This window comes from Actinoallomurus sp. NPDC050550, from assembly GCF_040655075.1.
Lineage (GTDB): Bacteria > Actinomycetota > Actinomycetes > Streptosporangiales > Streptosporangiaceae > Actinoallomurus.
In genome coordinates this window covers 241783-259125 of record NZ_JBFAJC010000006.1, presented here as the reverse complement: position 1 = coordinate 259125, position 17343 = coordinate 241783, and the positions used below count along the sequence as shown (strand labels likewise).

General features: G+C 70.4%; 16 protein-coding genes. 9 read left to right on the top strand and 7 right to left on the bottom strand.

Annotation, left to right across the window (positions count from 1 at the left end):
* Window positions 1-12 precede the first annotated feature (12 nt).
* Both AB0I04_RS11575 and AB0I04_RS11570 read right to left on the bottom strand, forming a co-directional pair.
* Window positions 13-1080 carry a MerR family transcriptional regulator gene (locus AB0I04_RS11575; RefSeq protein ID WP_360882268.1) on the bottom strand — a complete coding sequence of 356 codons (1068 nt, stop codon included), beginning with the start codon at window positions 1078-1080 and terminating at the stop codon, window positions 13-15.
* 34 nt (window positions 1081-1114) lie between these two features.
* Entirely contained in the window at window positions 1115-1582 is a 468-nt protein-coding gene (locus AB0I04_RS11570) for a MarR family transcriptional regulator (RefSeq protein WP_360882266.1), read from the bottom strand.
* Window positions 1583-1688: 106 nt separating this feature from the next.
* On the opposite strand from AB0I04_RS11570, the gene AB0I04_RS11565 reads away from it, so the two are divergent.
* The gene (locus AB0I04_RS11565) at window positions 1689-2603 is read left to right on the top strand and encodes a nitroreductase/quinone reductase family protein (protein ID WP_360882264.1); all 915 of its coding nucleotides are present in this window, start codon (window positions 1689-1691) and stop codon (window positions 2601-2603) included.
* Between the two features lie 47 nt (window positions 2604-2650).
* Window positions 2651-3391: a dienelactone hydrolase family protein gene (locus AB0I04_RS11560; protein ID WP_360882262.1), complete on the top strand. Its 741-nt coding sequence runs from the start codon at window positions 2651-2653 to the stop codon at window positions 3389-3391.
* Here the strand turns inward: AB0I04_RS11560 and AB0I04_RS11555 are convergent.
* Window positions 3388-4365 (bottom strand): zinc-binding alcohol dehydrogenase family protein, encoded by a 978-nt coding sequence (locus AB0I04_RS11555; protein ID WP_360882260.1) that lies wholly within the window; start codon window positions 4363-4365, stop codon window positions 3388-3390. The two genes, AB0I04_RS11560 and AB0I04_RS11555, sit on opposite strands and share 4 nt — an antisense overlap.
* 28 nt (window positions 4366-4393) lie before the next feature.
* Window positions 4394-5266, bottom strand: a complete 873-nt coding sequence (locus AB0I04_RS11550; RefSeq protein WP_360882258.1) for an alpha/beta hydrolase — start codon at window positions 5264-5266, stop codon at window positions 4394-4396.
* 182 nt (window positions 5267-5448) lie between these two features.
* Between AB0I04_RS11550 and AB0I04_RS11545 the strand changes: the two genes are divergently transcribed.
* Both AB0I04_RS11545 and AB0I04_RS11540 read left to right on the top strand, forming a co-directional pair.
* Complete coding sequence (locus tag AB0I04_RS11545; RefSeq protein WP_360882256.1) at window positions 5449-6270, top strand: NAD(P)H-binding protein; 822 nt, start codon at window positions 5449-5451, stop codon at window positions 6268-6270.
* Between the two features lie 56 nt (window positions 6271-6326).
* The gene (locus AB0I04_RS11540) at window positions 6327-6743 is read left to right on the top strand and encodes a TIGR03618 family F420-dependent PPOX class oxidoreductase (RefSeq protein WP_360882254.1); all 417 of its coding nucleotides are present in this window, start codon (window positions 6327-6329) and stop codon (window positions 6741-6743) included.
* On the opposite strand, the gene AB0I04_RS11535 is transcribed toward AB0I04_RS11540, so the two are convergent.
* A complete protein-coding gene (locus AB0I04_RS11535) occupies window positions 6727-7377 on the bottom strand; it encodes a response regulator transcription factor (RefSeq protein WP_360882252.1) in 651 nt (216 codons plus the stop codon). The two genes, AB0I04_RS11540 and AB0I04_RS11535, sit on opposite strands and share 17 nt — an antisense overlap.
* Complete coding sequence (locus tag AB0I04_RS11530; protein ID WP_360882250.1) at window positions 7365-8633, bottom strand: sensor domain-containing protein; 1269 nt, start codon at window positions 8631-8633, stop codon at window positions 7365-7367. Before AB0I04_RS11530 ends, AB0I04_RS11535 begins: the two co-directional genes overlap by 13 nt.
* A 127-nt stretch (window positions 8634-8760) precedes the next feature.
* Between AB0I04_RS11530 and AB0I04_RS11525 the strand changes: the two genes are divergently transcribed.
* From AB0I04_RS11525 to AB0I04_RS11515, 3 genes are read left to right on the top strand one after another with little or no spacing between them, the layout of a single operon-like run.
* Window positions 8761-9540 carry an ABC transporter ATP-binding protein gene (locus AB0I04_RS11525; RefSeq protein WP_360882248.1) on the top strand — a complete coding sequence of 260 codons (780 nt, stop codon included), beginning with the start codon at window positions 8761-8763 and terminating at the stop codon, window positions 9538-9540.
* The gene (locus AB0I04_RS11520) at window positions 9537-12056 is read left to right on the top strand and encodes an ABC transporter permease (protein WP_360882246.1); all 2520 of its coding nucleotides are present in this window, start codon (window positions 9537-9539) and stop codon (window positions 12054-12056) included. Before AB0I04_RS11525 ends, AB0I04_RS11520 begins: the two co-directional genes overlap by 4 nt.
* Window positions 12053-12193 carry a hypothetical protein gene (locus AB0I04_RS11515; protein ID WP_360882244.1) on the top strand — a complete coding sequence of 47 codons (141 nt, stop codon included), beginning with the start codon at window positions 12053-12055 and terminating at the stop codon, window positions 12191-12193. The genes AB0I04_RS11520 and AB0I04_RS11515 overlap by 4 nt, the downstream gene beginning before the upstream one ends.
* 32 nt (window positions 12194-12225) lie before the next feature.
* Here the strand turns inward: AB0I04_RS11515 and AB0I04_RS11510 are convergent, their stop codons facing one another.
* Window positions 12226-12564, bottom strand: coding sequence for a helix-turn-helix domain-containing protein (locus AB0I04_RS11510; protein ID WP_360882243.1), 339 nt, complete (start codon window positions 12562-12564; stop codon window positions 12226-12228).
* A 172-nt stretch (window positions 12565-12736) separates the two neighbouring features.
* Between AB0I04_RS11510 and AB0I04_RS11505 the strand changes: the two genes are divergently transcribed.
* Together AB0I04_RS11505 and AB0I04_RS11500 are read left to right on the top strand one after the other, a co-directional pair.
* Complete coding sequence (locus AB0I04_RS11505; protein ID WP_360882241.1) at window positions 12737-13627, top strand: alpha/beta hydrolase; 891 nt, start codon at window positions 12737-12739, stop codon at window positions 13625-13627.
* Between the two features lie 130 nt (window positions 13628-13757).
* Complete coding sequence (locus tag AB0I04_RS11500) at window positions 13758-17333, top strand: WD40 repeat domain-containing serine/threonine-protein kinase (RefSeq protein WP_360882239.1); 3576 nt, start codon at window positions 13758-13760, stop codon at window positions 17331-17333.
* Window positions 17334-17343: the final 10 nt, after the last annotated feature.

Genomic DNA, 17343 nt, shown 5'->3' with positions numbered 1-17343 from the left:
CTTCGCGCGGGCTCAGGCGCCTTCGTGGACTGGCATGACGACGGTGGTGAAGCCGCCCTGGTCGGCGGAGCGGACGACGACCGGGTGCGTCGCCGAGGAGATCTCCAGCAGCACGTCGGGGCCCACACTGGCGTCGACCGCCGGGAGGAGCACCTTCGGGTCGAAGGCGATGCGCACCGGCGGCCCCGTACGGATGGCACGGAGCGGGGTCTCGTCCGATCCGCGGCGTACGACCAGGCCCTGCCCGTCGTCCGCCCGGAGGGTGACCGGCCCGTCCGCGTCACGCGCGAGCACCGTACGGAGGGCGTCCCGCTCGATGATCAACCGGTGCCGGGCGGCCGGGCGCTCGTCGAGGATGACCCGGTAGGAGGGGAACGTCCCGTCCGTCACCGGGATCACCCGACGGTCGCCGTCGCCGTACGCCCAGGCGCCCCGGCCGTCGATCTCGATGCCCACCTCCGGCAGCCGTACGGCCCAGGACGCGATCTCCGTCAGGGCGGCGGTGTCGACCAGCGCCTGGTGCGGGCCGCCGGTGACGACGCTCGGGCGGAGCGCGCGGACGGCCAGCCGGTACCGGTCGGTGGCCACCAGGCGTACCTCCTGCCCGGTGATCTCGACCAGCACGCAGCCGAGCACAGGGAACTCCTCTCGGGCCTCGCCATGGGCCGCCGACGGAACGACCTGCCGGACGGCGCCGGCCAGTTCCGGGCCGCCGACGCGGGCTTCCGCACCTCCTGGGGGACCGGAGAGGTCGCGGAGGATCGCGTCGATCGCCGCCTGGGCCGCCGTCGCCGTCTCGCGGGTCCGGCGCGCGTGCGCGGCCAGGACGGCGCGGGCCTCGTCAGGGTCGCCGTCGAGCACGGCCGAGGCATCGACCAGCGGCAGCCCGGCCTCGCGGAGCCGCCGTACGAGGACGGCCCGGGACTCCTGGTCCGGGGCGTAGTACCGGTATCCCGTCGCGCCGTCCACGTGGGCGGGTCGCAGGAGGTCGCAGTCGTCGTAGAACCGCAGCGCGCTCGGGCTCAGCCCCACCCGGCGGGCGAAGGCCCCGATGCTCAGCAGCGTTCCGGTGTCGTCCATGGCGGCCATCGTGGGCCTTCGACCCGCTTGAAGGTCAACCGCCGGAGGCGCCGGCCTCGTACGTCTCGATGGTCCGGACGAACAGCGCACGCTCTTCCGGGGACAGCGGCTCGAACGCGGCGCGCCAGGCCGTGGCCCCGCCGGCGAGCCAGCTCTCGATCGCCGCGCGGGTCTCGGGGTCCTCGGTGAGGTCCACGATCGTGCGCCGCGCGTCGCGGGGGTCGGAGCGGCGCTGCAGTACCCCCTGCTTGGTCAGGTCGCTGACCATGAGGCTGACGGTGGTCGGGGCGACCTGCAGCCGGGCGGCGAGCTCACCGACCACCATCGGCCCGTCGAACAGCAGGTACGACAGCAGCGACAGGTGCCGTGGCGCGAGGTTGAAGGACCGTAGTCGTTCGGGGATCGGCGTGCGCTTCAGCCGTGCGGCCAGACGTGGCATCAGCAACAGCATGGCCCGGACCGCCTCGTCCGCGCCCAGGCCGGGCTCCGGCTCCGTTGACATCCCCGCGATCACCCATATACGTTTGCGATCAAATCATATTTGCTTTCAAAGCAAACATTCCCACGGCAGCCACACCGTACCGGACACCCCTCCGGTGGAGGTCTCCATGAACGCGACGCCCACAGCGACCCTCAACGAACGGATCATTGAGGAGTTCCGCGCGAACAACGGCAAGGTCGGAGGGATGTTCGACGGCGTACCCCTCGTGCTGATCACCACGGCGGGCCGGAAGACCGGACGGCCCCGCACCACCCCGGTCGTCCACCTGCGCGACGGAGACCGCCACCTCGTCTTCGGCTCCAACGCCGGCAGCTCGGAACACCCGCAGTGGTACCACAACATCGTGGCGAACCCGCAGGTCACGCTCGAGATCGGCACCGCGGACGGCGTCCGTACGCTCGCCACCCGGGCGGTGGTCCTCGAGGGTGAGGAGCGGGACCACTGGTACGAGCGCCAGTGCGCGCTCGAACCCGGCTTCCGCGCGTACCAGGAGAAGACCACCCGCACGATCCCGGTGATCACCCTGTACCCCCTCGACCTGTCCGCCGACCCCGCGCGCAACCGGGTGGTCGGCGAGCAGCTGATCCGGCATCACGAGGATCTGCGTGCCGAGCTGCGCGACGTACGGGCGCGGATCGACGACCTGCTCGCCGGAGGGCCGCAGGCCGCGGAACCCGACCGTCCGGCGGACCTGGCCGCCCAGCTGCGCCGGCACTGCCTGACCTTCTGTTACGGCCTGCAGATGCACCACACCCGGGAGAACGGCGCGTTCTCGGCGTTCGAGGAGGAGTTCCCCCACCTCGTACCCGTCATCGAACGACTGCGGGCCGAACACCAGGTCATGGAGCAGGCCCTGACCGAGCTCGAGACGCTCCTCGGCGACGAGTCGGCGGATGACCTGGAACACCTCCGGGACGAGCTCGACCGGGTGGTCGCCGGGCTGGAAGAGCACTTCGCCGCCGAAGAGGCGAGCCTCCTCCCGGCGGTGGGCGTGACGCCCCCGCACCGAGCCGGGCGCTGATACGTTTTCACGTGACCGGCGCTGACGAGCCGAGCGGAGGCAGCGCGATGGGACGCCTGAGCGTTCGGATTTCCACTCCCGACGGGCAGAGCGACGGCACCCTCCATGTCCCCGACGGGGACGGCACGGGACCGGGCGTGCTGGTCTTTCCCGACGCCGGCGGAGCGCGCGAGACGATCCGGCGGCTCGGCGACCACCTCGCGAGCATGGGCTACGTCGCGCTGGTCCCGGACATCTTCTACCGGGCAGGCCAGTGGAGACCGTTCGACGTGGCCACCCTCTTCACCGACAAGGACGAGCGGGCGCGACTGGCGACCCTCACGAGCGTGCTCACCAATGACCGGATCATCGCTGATTCCGGCGCCTACGCCGATTTCCTGCTAGCACGTCCGGAAGTGACGGGATCCGCGATCGGCACCACCGGCTACTGCCTGGGCGGCCGCATGTCGTTCATCGCCGCGGGCGGGCTCGGGCGCAAGGTCGCCGCGGCCGCGTCGTTCCACGGTGGCCGCCTCGCCGTCGTCGACGACCCGTCGAGCCCGCATCTCGCGGCGGACCGCATCACCGCCACGGTCTATGTAGGTGCTGCGAAGGACGACAGATCGTTCACCGCCGAGCAGGCCGATCTGCTGGAGAGCGCGCTGATGAGTGCCGGAGTCGAGCACACCATGGACTTCTACGACGCTCATCACGGATTCGCGGTGCCGGACAATCCGACCTACGACGCGGAGGCGGACGCCCGACACTGGGAAGCGCTCCAGGAGCTCTACCGCGCCCATCTTCATTAGGCGTTGAGGACCACCACCATCTTGCCCTTGGCCTCATTGGCCTCCATCACGCGGTGCGCCTCGCGTACCTCCTCGAAGCGGAATACGCGCGAGGGTTCGGCCTTGAGCCGGCCCGCCACCACCTGCTCGGCGATCGCCTGCAGGGGAACGTCGGAGAGCGGGAAGCCGGGAGTTCCGAAGACGAAACTCCCGAAGAATGTCAGGTAGACGCCGCTCGCCATTTGCAGCAGCGGGTTGAAGTCGGGAATCGGGTCGAGGCCGCCCAGCCAGCCGGCCAGGCAGGCGCGGCCGCCGCGCCGGAGCATCGCCAGGGAATCGAGGATGGTCCTGTTGCCCACCAGGTCGAGCACTGCGTCGATTCGCTTGGCCTCGGCGATTCGCTGAGAGAGTTCGGGCCCCTCCAGTTCGGCGCGCAGTGCGCCGAGTTTCTCCAGCATGGCGAAGCGCTCAGGGTTGCGGGTGGTGGCGATGACTCGTGCGCCGGCGTTGCAGGCGAGGCTGAGTGCGGCCTGGCCGAAAGCGGAGGTCGCACCGCGGATGACCAGTGTCTGCCCTTGGACGATCTGCAGGTTGCGGAACAGGCAGGTCCAGGCCGTCGCATAGGTCTCGGGGATGGCCGCGAGCACCTCCCAGGGCAGAGTGGACTCGATGAGTGCCACGTTCGACGCCGGGGCTCGGGTGTATTCGGCATAGCTGCCGTTGATGGTGCGTCCCAGGCCGCCCATCAGCGCCGCGACCTTGGCGCCGACGGGGAACTCACCACCGGGGCAGGCCTTCACCAGACCGACGCACTCGATACCGATCACCTTCGCGGCCTCGGCCCATTCGCCCCTGCGCATATGCATCTCGGCGTGGTTGATGCCGAACGCCTTGATCTCAATGACGACCTGACCGGGGACGGGCTCGGGGTCGGGCAGTTCGGTGTAGACGAGGCAGTCCGGTCCGCCGAATTTCTCGATGACGATGGCACGCATCACAACCCTCCGGACGGTCGGCTCGTTGTCACGCTCCTGGCCTGACGTTGGCGAGGAAGTCCCGGATCAACGCGGCCACCTCCTCGACGGCGCTCTCCAGCAGGAAGTGACCTCCGTCGAGCAGATGGATCTCGGCATCGGGGAGATCCTCAGCGAACGCGCGGGCCCCGTCCGGGCCGAAGATCGGGTCACCGCGGCCCCACACGGCCAGCAGCGGCACCTGACCGGTGCGGAAGTACTCGTGCAGGCGGGGGTAGAGCGGCGGGTTGGTCGCGTAGTCGAGGAACAGCTTCAGCTGGATCTCATCGTTGCCCGGGCGGGAGAGCAGCGCGAAATCGTGATGCCACGTGTCGGGACTGACCAACGTCTCGTCGGGAACCCCGATGACGTACTGCCACCTGGTGACATCGAGGGTGAACGCCTGCCGGATGGCGGTCTCCGTCTCCGGCGTCTGCTCGCGCTGATAGTCCCAGATCGTCTTCCAGAAGCTCTCGACGAACCCGGCGTCATAGCCGTTGCCGTTCTGGCTGACGATGGCGGTGATCGCCTGCGGGCGCCGCAGAGCCAGCCGCCACCCGATCGGTGCGCCGTAGTCCTGGACGTAGATGGCGTACCGGACGACGCCGAGCTCATCGAGCAGGCCTTCGGTGAGATCCGTCAGTGCATCGAACGTGTAGTCGAACTCCTCGGCCCTCGGCATATCGGACAGGCCGAACCCAAGATGATCCGGAGCGATGACGCGGTACCGGTCGGACAGCAACGGAATGAGGTCGCGGAACATGAACGAGCTGGCCGGGAAGCCGTGCAGCAACACGATCAAAGGAGCGTCCGCAGGGCCGGCCTCCCGGTAGAAGAGCCGCCGACCACGGACCGTGCCGTACCGGTGATGAACGGCCGCCATCGCTCCCCCCGATCGAGCCGTTGACGGACCATCGTCAGCCTTACCCCGGATGACGAGCCCAATCACCCGCGCCGGCCCTCTACACCGCTTGAGTCAGTTATCCAACTAACTATGGACAGCCGCCGCTCGAGTGGCTATGGTCTTCTTAGTTAGCCAACTGACTCACTCGCAAGGAGAAGGACATGATCGTGGTAACGGGAGCGACCGGGAACGTCGGTGGACGGCTCGTCCAGCTGCTCGCGACGGCAGGCGAGCAGGTGACGGCGGTCTCCCGGCGCGCCTCGGCCGCCGGCCTGCCGGAAGGGGTCCGGCACGTGCCCGCCGACCTGGACGATCCGGCGAGCCTCAAGCCCGCGCTCGAGGAGGCCGACTCGCTCTTCCTCCTCGTCGCCGGAGGTGACCCACAGGGCATCGTCGACGTCGCGAAGGGCGCCGGCCTGCGCCGGATCGTCCTGCTGTCCTCCCAGGGCGCGGGCACCCGGCCGGAGGCCTACCGCCACCCCCGCGCCTTCGAGGACGCCGTACGGGAGTCGGGCCTGGCCTGGACGATCCTCCGGCCCGGCGGATTCGACTCGAACGCCTACGCCTGGGCCGAGACGGTGCGCTCGGAGCGGATGGCCGCCGCGCCGTTCGGCGACATCGGCCTGCCGACCGTCGACCCGGACGACATCGCCGAGGTCGCGGCCGGGGTCCTGATCGAGGACGGGCACGCCGGCCGGACGTACGAGCTCACCGGACCGGCCCCGACCACGCCCCGCGAGCGCGCCCAGGCGATCGCCGACGCGCTGGGGAGCCCCGTGCGGTTCGTCGAGCAGACCCGCGCGGAGGCCCGGGCGCAGATGCTGCAGTTCATGCCCGAGCCCGTGGTGGAGGGCACGCTGGCCATCCTCGGCGAGCCACTGCCCGCAGAGCAGCGCGTGAGCCCCGACATCGAGCACGTCCTCGGCCGCCCGCCCCGCTCGTTCGCCGACTGGGCGGCCCGCAACGTCGCCGCATTCCGCTGAGACCGGATCTCAGGCCGGAGCCGGACGCGGCTCCGGCCCGTCAGGAAGGAACGTCCATGACCGCTCGCGGGACCCGGCGCCGGAGCACCACACCCCCGCCGTTGCCCTCCTCCGCCAAGGCATTCCTCGCCGAGCCGCACGTGGGCACACTGACGACCGTTCGCCCCGACGGCACGCCGCACGTCGCACCCGTACGGTTCACCTGGGACGGCGCCACCGTACGGGTCATGACGGTCGCGTCGCGCCGCAAGGCCGCGAACCTCATCGCCGACCCCGCAGGCCGCGCCGCGATCTGCCAGGTGGTCGGCCCCCGCTGGATCACGCTCGAGGGCTCGGCGACCGTGTCCGACGATCCGCGGCGGCTGGCCGACGGCGTACGCCGATACGCCGACCGCTACGGGGCGCCACCGCCCGCTCCCTCCGGCCTGGTCGTGATCGAGATCATGGTGGACCGGGTCATGGGCCTGTACTGAGATGGGCCAGGACGGCGAGGACGCGGCGGTGGCCGCTGCCGTCGGGGTGCAGGCCGAGCTTGTCGAAGATGTTGCCGATGTGCTTGTTCACCGAGCCATGGCTGATGGAGAGGTGCTCGGCGATCTCCGCGTTGGCGTGTCCTTCGGCCATGAGAGACAGCACCTCGCGCTCACGTGGGGTGAGAGTGCGCAGCGGATCGTCGGCCTTCCGGCGGACCAGCAGCTGGGCGATCACCTCGGGGTCCATCACGGTGCCGCCGCCGGCGACCCGGCGTAGCGCGTCGACGAACTCGGCCACCTTGCCGACTCGTTCCTTGAGGAGGTAGCCGACGCCGGCGCCGCCGTCGGACAGGAGGTCGACGGCATGGCTGTCCTCGACGTGCGCGGACAGCACGAGCACCGGAAGGCCCGGATGGATCCGGCGCGCTTCCACCGCGGCGCGCAGCCCTTCGTCGCGATGGGTCGGCGGCAGGCGTACGTCCATGACGAGCGCGTCGGGGCGGTCATCGGCGATGGCGGCCAGCAGGTCGTCGGCGTTGTCGACGGCGGCGGCCACGTCGATGCCCTCGGTCCGCAGCAGCAGGACCAGGCCTTCGCGCAGCAGTGCGTCATCCTCGGTGATCACGACCCGCATGGCAGCTCCACTCGTAGTGCGGTCGGCCCGCCGGGCGGGCTGAGGAGTTCGGTACGGCCCTCGAGAGCGGCGACCCGTCGGCGGATGCCGGCGAGCCCGCTGCCGCCGTGCTCGTCGGCGCCGCCGCGGCCGTCGTCGGTCACCTCGATGACCAGTGTCCGGTCGCGTCCGGTCAGCCGTACGACGGCCTGCCGGGCGCCGCTGTGCTTGGCGACGTTGGTCAGCGCCTCGGCGATCGAAAAGTATGCCGCCGCCTCCACGGCGGCCGGGGCACGGGGAACGTCGGTGGTCTCCAGCACGCACGGGATCGGGCAGTGTGCGGCCAGCGCCGCGACGGCGCCGTCCAGGCCGCGTTCGTCGAGGATGGGCGGATAGATGGCACGGACGACCTGGCGCATGTGCGTCAGCGCGTCATTGGCGGCGTCCTGGGCTCGTGACGCGAGCCCACGCTGGTTCTCCGGCGCGGACTCCAGTGCCCGCTCGAGGATGCCGAGTTGCATCACGACGGCCACCAGACGGTTCTGTGTTCCATCGTGCAGGTCGCGCTCGAGACGCCGGAGTTCGGCGGCGTGCGCCTCCAGCGCCGCCGCCCGCATGGCGGTGAGTTCGGTGACCCGTTCGCTCAGCCGCATCCGGTCGGTGGGCCGCAGCAGGGCCCGGCTGATCCGCGCGTCGAGGCGGGCGAGCCGCGGCAGGACGACCAGGCCGAGGGCGGCGTAGCCGACGGCGACGAACGGCGTGGTCAACGCCGCCGGCCACGAGTCGACCGGGAGCCCGATGACGGACGGTGGGCTGCCCGGGACCGCCCACCACCACAGCGGCATGGTCGCGGCGTTGAGTGCGGCGAGTGGCAGACCAAGCGCGAGGTAGCCGCCGACCGTACCGGTGAGGCCGTGGATCGCGAGCCAGGCCAGGTCGCGGCCTGTCGCGGGATCGCCCAGCACGCTTCGCAGACGTGCCGCGTAGCCGCCCTCCACGCTCCGATAGTGATCGGGCAGGGGCGTGTCCAGGAACGCGGAGGCGCGGCGCCGTTCGGTCCCGGCCAGGCGCCGCACCCCGGCCACGGCCGCGGGCAGCGCCGGCAGGCCGATACCGATCAGCGACAACGCCCCGACCAGCAGGAGTCCGATCAGGGCGAACAGCGCCAGCAGGCCGGTCCCGAGGCCGACGAACAGGTACCGCATCGTGGATCGGATGGACGCCGCGGTCACCGGCCACCATGAGGTCGGCCGCCGCCCGTCCTCAGTACTGATCACGGGTTCATTCTCGCCGCCGCGCCCAGGGTGGTGCCGACTCCACCATCGGAGCCCCCACGCGCCGCACCCCGAAGACACCCGTCCACGGGCTGTCCGGGCCCATTGGCCGGACCGTACGTTCACGCAGATGAGCGAAGTTCCAATGGGCGATGCGTCGGCGATGCCGATGCACGAGGACGCCATGGCCGCCGTACGGATGCGGGACGTTCGAAAGATCTATGGCCGCGGCGACGGAGCCGTCACCGCTCTGGCGGGCGTCACGTACGCCGTCGCGCGCGGCGACTTCATCGCGATCATGGGGCCGTCGGGATCGGGCAAGAGCACGTTCCTCAACTGCGCCGCGGGCCTCGACCGTCCTACCGCCGGTGAGGTCCTGCTGGGCGAGACCGACCTGTCGGACCTGGACGAGACCGGGCTGACCGCGTTGCGCCGGGAACGGATCGGCTTCATCTTCCAGGCCTACAACCTGATCGAGGCGCTCGACGTCGCCGACAACATCACGCTTCCACTGAGGCTGGCGGACCGGCTCACCGACCGGCGGTGGCTGGCGGAGATCCTTGAGCGGGTCGGGCTGACCGACCGGCGCCGTCACCGTCCCGCGGAGCTGTCCGGCGGCCAACGGCAGCGCGTCGCGATCGCCCGGGCGCTGATCACCAGACCGGACGTGGTCTTCGCCGACGAGCCCACCGGCGCGCTGGACACCCGGTCCGGGCGCCAGGTCCTCACTCTCCTACGACACCTTGTGGACGCGCTCGGCCAGACCGTGGTGATGGTGACCCACGATCCGGTCGCCGCGTCCTACGCCCGGCGTGTCGTGTTCCTGGCCGACGGACGGCTGGCCGGGCACCTGGACGCGCCGACTCCCGAACGCGTGGCGACGGCGATGACCCGTCTCGGGGAGTGGTGACCGTGCTGGCCTGGAAGATGATCCGGGCGCACCGCGGCGGGCTCATGGGCACGTTCGTCGCCCTGCTCGGCGCATCGGCCCTGATCACCGCCTGCGGGATCATCCTGCAGTCGGGGCTGAGCGCCGGTGTCGCACCTCAGCGGTACGCGGGCGCGGCGGTCGTCGTCGGTGGACCGGCGAACGTCGCAGTGACGCGGAACGGCAAGACGAAGCACAAGCCGCTGACCGAGCGGGCCACGCTGCCCGCCGCTCTCGTGGACCGGGTGGCGCATGTCCGAGGCGTACGCACGGCGATCGGGGACGTGAGCTTCCCCGCCGAGGTGATCGACCGGCACGGTGAACCCGTCACCGCCGGGGACGGGTCACTGGGGCACGGGTGGGCCTCCGCGGCCCTGACTCCCGTCGCGCTGGCCTCCGGACGCCCGCCCACCGCCGTCGGCGAGATCGTGCTCGACGCGGTTCTCGCCCGCCGGGCGCGCGTGACCTCCGGTGACCGGATCCAGGTCATGGCCGGCAGCGCACCGGCGACCTACCAGGTGAGCGGCGTCGCCAGATCACGTGGCGCGGACCGGAGCCCGGCCCTGTTCTTCGCCGACCCGGAGGCCGAACGGATCGCCGCCCGGCCCGGAACCGTCGACGCCATCGGCGTGCTGACCGCGCCGCGTACCGACACCGGCGCCCTCGCGAAACGCATCGGCAAGGCCCTGCGCGGCACCCGTGTCACGGTCGCCACCGGAGCGGCGCGCAGCCGCATCGAGTTCCAAGACGTACGGCAGGCCCGCAGCGACCTTCAGGAGATGGCCGGAGCGCTCACCGGCATGATCATCTTGGTCACGGTGCTGGTCGTCGCGAGCACGCTCACCCTCACCTTCCATCGGCGGCGACGCGAGATCGCGTTGCTGCGCGCCATCGCGGCCACCCCACGGCAGGTCAGCAAGATGATCGCCGCGGAGGTTCTCGTCGTGTCGCTCCTCGCGGCGGCGCTCGGCTGGGTTCCCGGTGTCGCCGTGGCGTTCCTGTTGAAGGGCGCTCTGGGAGCCGTCGGGGTGATCCCCGCCGACTTCGCGTTCTCGGCCGGCCCGCTGCCCGTCCTCGTCGCGCTGGTGACCTGCGTCGGCGTCGCCGAACTGGCCGCGTGGACCGTGATCCGCCGAGCCGTGCGCGTCCGCCCCATTGAGGCGCTCGGTGAGGCCGCGCTGGAGCAGCGCGCCATCGGTGGTGCCCGTGTCGTGGCCGGTCTCGGGCTCCTGCTGGCCGGCGGCGCCGCCTCCCTGCTCCCGCTGTTCTTCGGAAGCGTCTTCGCGGTCGCGGGTGCCGGCTCGGGCGGGCTGATCATGGTCATCGCCGTGACCCTGCTCGGCCCGCACGTCGTCAGGGCCACGACACGGGTGCTGGCCGGACCGCTGCGGCGCTCATTCGGCACGCCCGGCCACCTCGCGGTGGCCGGCGCGCGGGCCTCGTCGAGACGGCTGGCGGCGGCGATCTCACCGCTGATCCTCATCGTCGGCTTCGCCCTCATCCAACTCGGCCTGCCCACGACCATGGCCGCCGCCGCCCATCGGGACGCGATCCACGGGCTCCTCGCCGACCGGACCCTCGCGCGTAGGGGAGGCGTGCCCGGGGATGCCGTCGAGGCGGCCCGGAACACCCCCGGCGTACTGGCCGCCACGCCGGTCGTCCACTCCACCATCTACGCGGCGATCACCATGCTGGGCGACCCGGAAGTCTTCGAATACCAAGCGCAGGGCATCGACACGCGGGGACTCGACCGCACGCTCGACCTCGGCGTTCAGTCCGGGAAACTCGGTGACCTCACCAGCGGAACGGTCGCGATCAGCCGAGCCGCCGCAGGCACCCTCGGCGCCCACGTCGGCTCCACCGTCCGGCTCTACCTCGGCGACGGCTCACCCATCACCCCGCGCGTCATCGCCGTCTACCGCCGCGGAGCGGGCTTCGGCGACATCACCCTGCCCCACCAGGACCTGCTGCCCCACACCACCGGCCGGACCGACGAGGCCATCCTGGTCCGCGCACGCGCCGACGCCTCACTCGGCGAACTCGAACGCCGCTACCCCGGCCTCACGGTCCAGGACCGTGATGACATCGCAGCGGCGCAGCGATCACAGCAGGACGGCACCATCCTCACCAGCGCACTGCCCCTGCTGATGGTCTTCGGCTACATCGCCGTGGCCGTCACGAACGCCCTCGCCCTCGCGGTCACCGGACGAACCCGCGAATTCGCGCTGCTCCGCCTCATCGGCACCACCCGCCGCCAGGTCATGCAGATGATGCGCGCCGAAGCCGTGCTGGTCGCCGTGATCGCCATCGTCATCGGGACCGCCGTGCCACTGCTGCCCCTGGCCACGATCAGCTACGGCCTCACCGGCAACCCCATGCCGTACCTCCCGCCGTTGCTGTACGCGGCGATCGCGGGCGGTGCGTCCGTACTCGGAACCCTCTCCATCCTCATCCCGGCCCGAATCGCCCTGCGATCCCACCCGAAGGAGTCACTGTGAACGAAGAGAAGAACACGGACGGCCGCCCTGACCGCGCCGAGTGGGCACCGCCGAAGGAACGCCCGGTATGGCCGTGGATCCTGCTGATCGTCGTCATCGTCGGGGTGCTCATCAACATCGCCCTCACCGCCGGATGACGACGTGGTCGCATAGGCGCACCGCGGTGTCCCTACTCGTCGGCACCGTCGGCCTGGGCGTTGTTGATCTCGTTGGCGCGGTCGACCTCGGCCATGTGCTCCTCGGCCCAGGCCCGGACAGTGGCGAGCGCGGCCTCGAGTGACAAGCCCAGGTCGGTGAGCCGATAGTGCACCCGGGGCGGTACGGTCGGCTCCACTCGACGGGCGACCAGGCCGTCGCGAGTCAGACTCTGCAAGGTCACCGAAAGCATCTTCTGCGAGACGCCGGGCATCCGCCGCCGAAGCTCGGCGAAGCGCACTTCATGCGGGGCGGCCTCCGCGAGGACCTTGACGGCCATGGACGTCCATTTCGTGCCGATGCGATCGAGCAAGCGACGGGTCGGACACTCGGGATCGAAGAGGTCGCCCCGCGTCCCCTTCGCCGTACCGGCTGGAGGGGAGGTCACCCGCAGCTCACCACCTGTCGCGAAAGTGCGGTCTTGGCCATACAGAGGAGGTTACCTAACCTCTGCTTGTCACGATTGGTAACCGCAGGGAGACATCATGCCCGGCACAGCCCCGACGCCCACCCCCGGCCAATCCATGGCCGAGATCTCCCTACACCGGGTCGCAGCAAACGGCATCGAGATCAACGTGGCGATCGCCGGGAACGGGCCCGCCGTCCTACTGCTCCATGGCTTCCCGCACACCTGGCGGCTGTGGACCGAGGTCATCGCCGGCCTCGCCCGGCATCACCGCGTCATCGCCCCGGACCTGCGAGGACTCGGCGCCACCACGAGAGCGGTGGGCGGATACGACGCCGGCACCCTCGCGACCGACGCCGAAGAACTCCTCACCGCTCTGGGAGAACCATCGGCGGCGGTGGTCGGTATCGACGCAGGCGCCCCTCCGGCATTCCTGTTCGCCATGCGGCACCCCGCCCGCGTACGGCGGCTCGTCCTCATGGAGTCGTTGCTGGGCAAATTGCCCGGCGCCGAGGACTTCCTTGTCAATGGTCCGCCGTGGTGGTTCGGCTTCCACTCGATTCCAGACCTCGCCGAGACGGTCTTGACCGGACACGAGACGGACTACATCGACTGGTTCCTCACCACCGGCACCCATGGCCGTGGTGTGCCACGCGAGATCCGAGACGCCTTCGTCAGCGCCTACACCGGACGCGATGCCCTGCGCTGTGCCTTCTCCTACTACCGAGCCGCACCCACCAGCGCCCGGCAGATCCAAGACGCCGTCGGCTCTCGCCGCCTCACCGTGCCCACGATGGCCATCGGCGCGCAACCCGTGGGAAACGCCCTCGAACGGCAGCTGCGACCCATCGCCGACGACCTCACCGGGCGGCTCATCGAGGACTGCGGCCACATCATCCCGCTGGACCGCCCGCACGCGCTGCTGCCACTGCTGACGTCCTTCTTCGCCGCGGACCGGCACGCCTTGTAGGTTCCGGGAACCTGTGAGCACTCGCAAGCCGTCTACCTGGTGGTCCAGGCTCGTGATATCGGTTGGAACTGGTGGGTGTCCGGCTGCGTCTACGCGGTTGACGGTCGCGACCTCGTGAGCGGGCTTGGTGATGGCTGACCCTCTGGTCTCAGGTGATCCTCAGCAGCTTGGTTCGTACTGGTTGGCGAGGCGGCTCGGCTCGGGCGGCCAGGGTGTCGTTTATGAGGGATATGACGCCGCTGGTGGCCGAGTGGCGGTCAAGGCGTTGCATGGTGATCTGGTCAGTGGCACCTTCCGTGATCAGTTGGGCCGGGAGGTGGAGGCGCTCGGGCGGGTGGCGCCGTACTGCACGGCGCGGATCATCGAAGTCGGTCTTGATGATGTGCCGCCGTATCTGGTCAGCGAGTACGTGCCGGGCCCGGACCTGCATACCTGGGTGGAGCAGAACGGGCCGTATGGTCCCGGTGAGCTGGTCCGACTGGCGATCGGCATTGCGACCGCGTTGGCGTCGATCCATCACGCGGGGGTGACGCATCGCGATCTAAAACCGGCGAATGTGCTGTTGGGGCCCGATGGCCCGCGTGTCATCGATTTCGGTATCGCGCGTACCGAGGAGATGACGCGGAGCGCCACTGGGCAGTTGAAGGGCACTCCGCGGTGGATGGCTCCGGAGCTGTTCCAGGGGGAGCGCGCCTCACCCGCCGTTGACGTGTGGGCGTGGGGTGCGGTCGCGTTGTTCGCGGCGACGGGCCGGCCGCCGTTCGACGAGGACGCGGGGAACATTCCGGCGCTGACCCACCAGATCCTTCACCATGAGCCCGACCTTGCCGTGCTGCCGGAGCCGCTGCGGTCCCTGGTCGGGCGGGCGCTGTCCCGGAGCCCACAGCGACGCCCCAGCGCCATGGAGCTGCTGGAGGGCCTGATCGGTGGCGAGGCCGGGGACTCTTCGCTGGAGGCGGGCGAACGGGCCGCGGGGGCTCTACCGGCGACCTCCGTCCCTCCGTCCCTGGCGGAGGAGGCCGAGGAGGCGTACGCCGGGCTTGATCCGGATGCGAAGGCCGTGGTGCCGCGTGTGCTGCTGCGGATGATCAACGCAGCCTCGGACGCCGACCGCCTGCTCCGCCGGGTCGCCGTCGAGGAGTTCATCGACGCCGAGACCGGTGAGCGGACCGTACGGCAGGTCCTCGACGCGTTGGGTGAGGCCGGGCTGCTGGTACGCGACGATGAGGTGTTCGCGCTCGCCACGCCGGCGCTGGTACGCGCCTGGCCCCCGCTGCGCCGGTGGGTGGCGGACGAACGCGACGCCCTGGACGCTCATCACCGGCTCGCCGACAGTGCGCGGCGCTGGCACGACCACGGCCGAAAAAGCGGAGATCTGCTGCTGGGCACGCCGCTGGACGAGGCCCTCACCCAGGCGGTGGCCGGCCGTCCGCACCTCACGCTCAACCTGCTCGAACGCGCCTTCCTCGACCACTCCGTACGAGCCGCCCGGCGCAGGAGCCGAAACCGTACCGTGGCGAGCGCGGCACTGGCGGTCCTGCTGGTCGTCGCTGCGACGACGGCCACCGTCGCGATCGCCCGGGGCCGTACCGTCGCCCGACAGCGCGACCAGGCCGTCGGCGCCCGGGTCGCGGGCCTCGCCGCCGGGATGCGCAGCACCGATCCGATCACCGCCAAGCAACTTGCGGTGGCCGCGGCGAGCCTGTCGCCCGACGGCTACGAGGCCCGGAACGCGCTGCTGACCGTGTACGACCAGCCGGAGCAGTACACCTACCGGCCCTCGGGGGTCGACAGGACCTGGTACTCGACCGGGGACGCGACCGGGCATCTGCGGGCCTACATCCGCGGCAACGAGGTGAAGCTCGCCGATGTCGACGCGCGCACGGTGCGGTCGTCGTTCCGGTTCTCGGGCAAGCCCATGGACACCAGGTTCTCCTCTGTCACCGCCTCCGTCGCGTCGCTCAGCTCGGACGGCAGGGTCCTGTCGCTGGTCCGGCAGGACAACACGATCGCGACCTACGACGCGATGACCGGCCGGCAACTCCCGGCGACGGTCCGTACCCCCAACCCGCTCCCGGAGCTCGACAGGCACGGAAGGCGGCTGCTGGTCGGCGAATCCGACGGCACGAGCGTGTGGGACACCGCGTCCGGAAAACGGCTGTTGAAGATCCCCTACCCCGTTGGGGACGCGGAGACCACACCCGACGAGAAGTACCTGGTCACCACCCACGGGACCGCGGTGGACCTGTGGGACCTCGACACGGGACGAAGGGCGCGTACTCTGCGGCTGATCCCCGGCACGAAGGCGATCTCGAACATGGCGCTCAGCCCCGACGGCAGGCTCATCGCCCTGCGCCAGGGCGATGAGCTGTGGGTCGGGCCCTTCGACCGGCCGACCCCGCAGGCAATGGGGTTCCAGACGGCGGAATCCGATGGACGCCCGACCTTCAGCCCGGACAGCCGGTACGTGGCGGTCCAGGGCACGGTCTGGGACGCCTGGGGCTACCCGGGCTGGACGCCCGGCCAGGACAAGCCGATCTTCAAGTACTCCAGCCCCGGGTGCCGCTCCTACACCTTCGGGCCGGGGGGCCGAACGCTACGCTGCGTCAACTTCGAGGGCGTCGTGACCGTGCTGTCCCTCGGCGCGATTCGCGACCCGGTCGACCTCTTCAATCCGGGCAACGATCCGATACTGAGCCGGGACGGTTCGACCATCGCAACGAGCGATGGCGTCTCGCCCGTGGTGGAGATCTGGGATCCGCTCAAACGGGTGCGGCGGAAAGCGCTGCCGTCCAAGGACCGCGTCTTGGCGGATGAGCTGTCCACGGACGGCCGGCTCTTGGCGGTGGCCCATCCGAACGGGGACATCGAAATCTGGGACGTCCTCTCCGCGACCAGGAAGGCCACCCTGGCGACGCACCAGAACCTGGAAAACGAAGCCTCCGACGATCTCGTTCAGGTCGCGTTCTCTCCCGACAACAGGACGCTGGCCCTTCTCACCTCCGGCGACAGGAAGGCGAGCCTGCTCGAACTGTGGGACATCGCGTCGAGAACCCGTCGCGCCGCGTCCACCGGGCAACCACCCGCAGGAGGTCAGGACGGTCTTCAGGCGGATTTCCAGACCCTCGGCGTCCGGATCCTCTTCAGCGGCCACGGCCGGACGGTGGTGTCCGCCCCGGACCAGGGGGTCGTCGACGTCGCCACCGGCAGGCGGCTGACCGCCCCCGACTTCGCGGTCGGCACACCCGAGGCCGTGAACAAGAACGGACTCGTCGCGGCGGCGAACGAAGCCGACCACAAGATCTCGCTCTGGGACGGAAGGTCGCTGCGGCGGGTGGACGACACCACCCTCAGCGGCTCTCCGGAGGCGCCGTCGGCCTTCTCTCCCGATGGGCGCATCCTGGCCGTGGCGGATCAGACGACGAACCAGATCCGGCTGTGGGACCTCACCCGAAGACAGGCGCTCGGCGGCCCGCTCAACGGATTCTTCCTCCCCGAGAAGTACAACGGTACCGGCATGATCGCGCGGGTGGCCTTCACCCCGGACGGATCGGCCGTCCTCGCCACCGACACCGCCGGCCGCCTCCGCACCCACCTGGTCGCCCCCGGCAAGATCAAGGCCGCCCTCTGCGCCCAGTTCGGCCCGCTGCCTAAAACAGTCTGGAAAACCCACATCCCCGAAATCCCCTACCGAAACACCTGCTGAGCCCGTACAC

What these genes read in the sequence shown, in the direction of transcription:
- AB0I04_RS11575 (WP_360882268.1), bottom strand. Translation starts at nt 1,080, where the DNA reads ATGGACGACACCGGAACGCTGCTGAGCATCGGGGCCTTCGCCCGCCGG.
- AB0I04_RS11570 (WP_360882266.1), bottom strand. Translation starts at nt 1,582, where the DNA reads ATGTCAACGGAGCCGGAGCCCGGCCTGGGCGCGGACGAGGCGGTCCGG.
- AB0I04_RS11565 (WP_360882264.1), top strand. Translation starts at nt 1,689, where the DNA reads ATGAACGCGACGCCCACAGCGACCCTCAACGAACGGATCATTGAGGAG.
- AB0I04_RS11560 (WP_360882262.1), top strand. Translation starts at nt 2,651, where the DNA reads ATGGGACGCCTGAGCGTTCGGATTTCCACTCCCGACGGGCAGAGCGAC.
- AB0I04_RS11555 (WP_360882260.1), bottom strand. Translation starts at nt 4,365, where the DNA reads ATGCGTGCCATCGTCATCGAGAAATTCGGCGGACCGGACTGCCTCGTC.
- AB0I04_RS11550 (WP_360882258.1), bottom strand. Translation starts at nt 5,266, where the DNA reads ATGGCGGCCGTTCATCACCGGTACGGCACGGTCCGTGGTCGGCGGCTC.
- AB0I04_RS11545 (WP_360882256.1), top strand. Translation starts at nt 5,449, where the DNA reads ATGATCGTGGTAACGGGAGCGACCGGGAACGTCGGTGGACGGCTCGTC.
- AB0I04_RS11540 (WP_360882254.1), top strand. Translation starts at nt 6,327, where the DNA reads ATGACCGCTCGCGGGACCCGGCGCCGGAGCACCACACCCCCGCCGTTG.
- AB0I04_RS11535 (WP_360882252.1), bottom strand. Translation starts at nt 7,377, where the DNA reads ATGCGGGTCGTGATCACCGAGGATGACGCACTGCTGCGCGAAGGCCTG.
- AB0I04_RS11525 (WP_360882248.1), top strand. Translation starts at nt 8,761, where the DNA reads ATGAGCGAAGTTCCAATGGGCGATGCGTCGGCGATGCCGATGCACGAG.
- AB0I04_RS11505 (WP_360882241.1), top strand. Translation starts at nt 12,737, where the DNA reads ATGCCCGGCACAGCCCCGACGCCCACCCCCGGCCAATCCATGGCCGAG.
- AB0I04_RS11500 (WP_360882239.1), top strand. Translation starts at nt 13,758, where the DNA reads ATGGCTGACCCTCTGGTCTCAGGTGATCCTCAGCAGCTTGGTTCGTAC.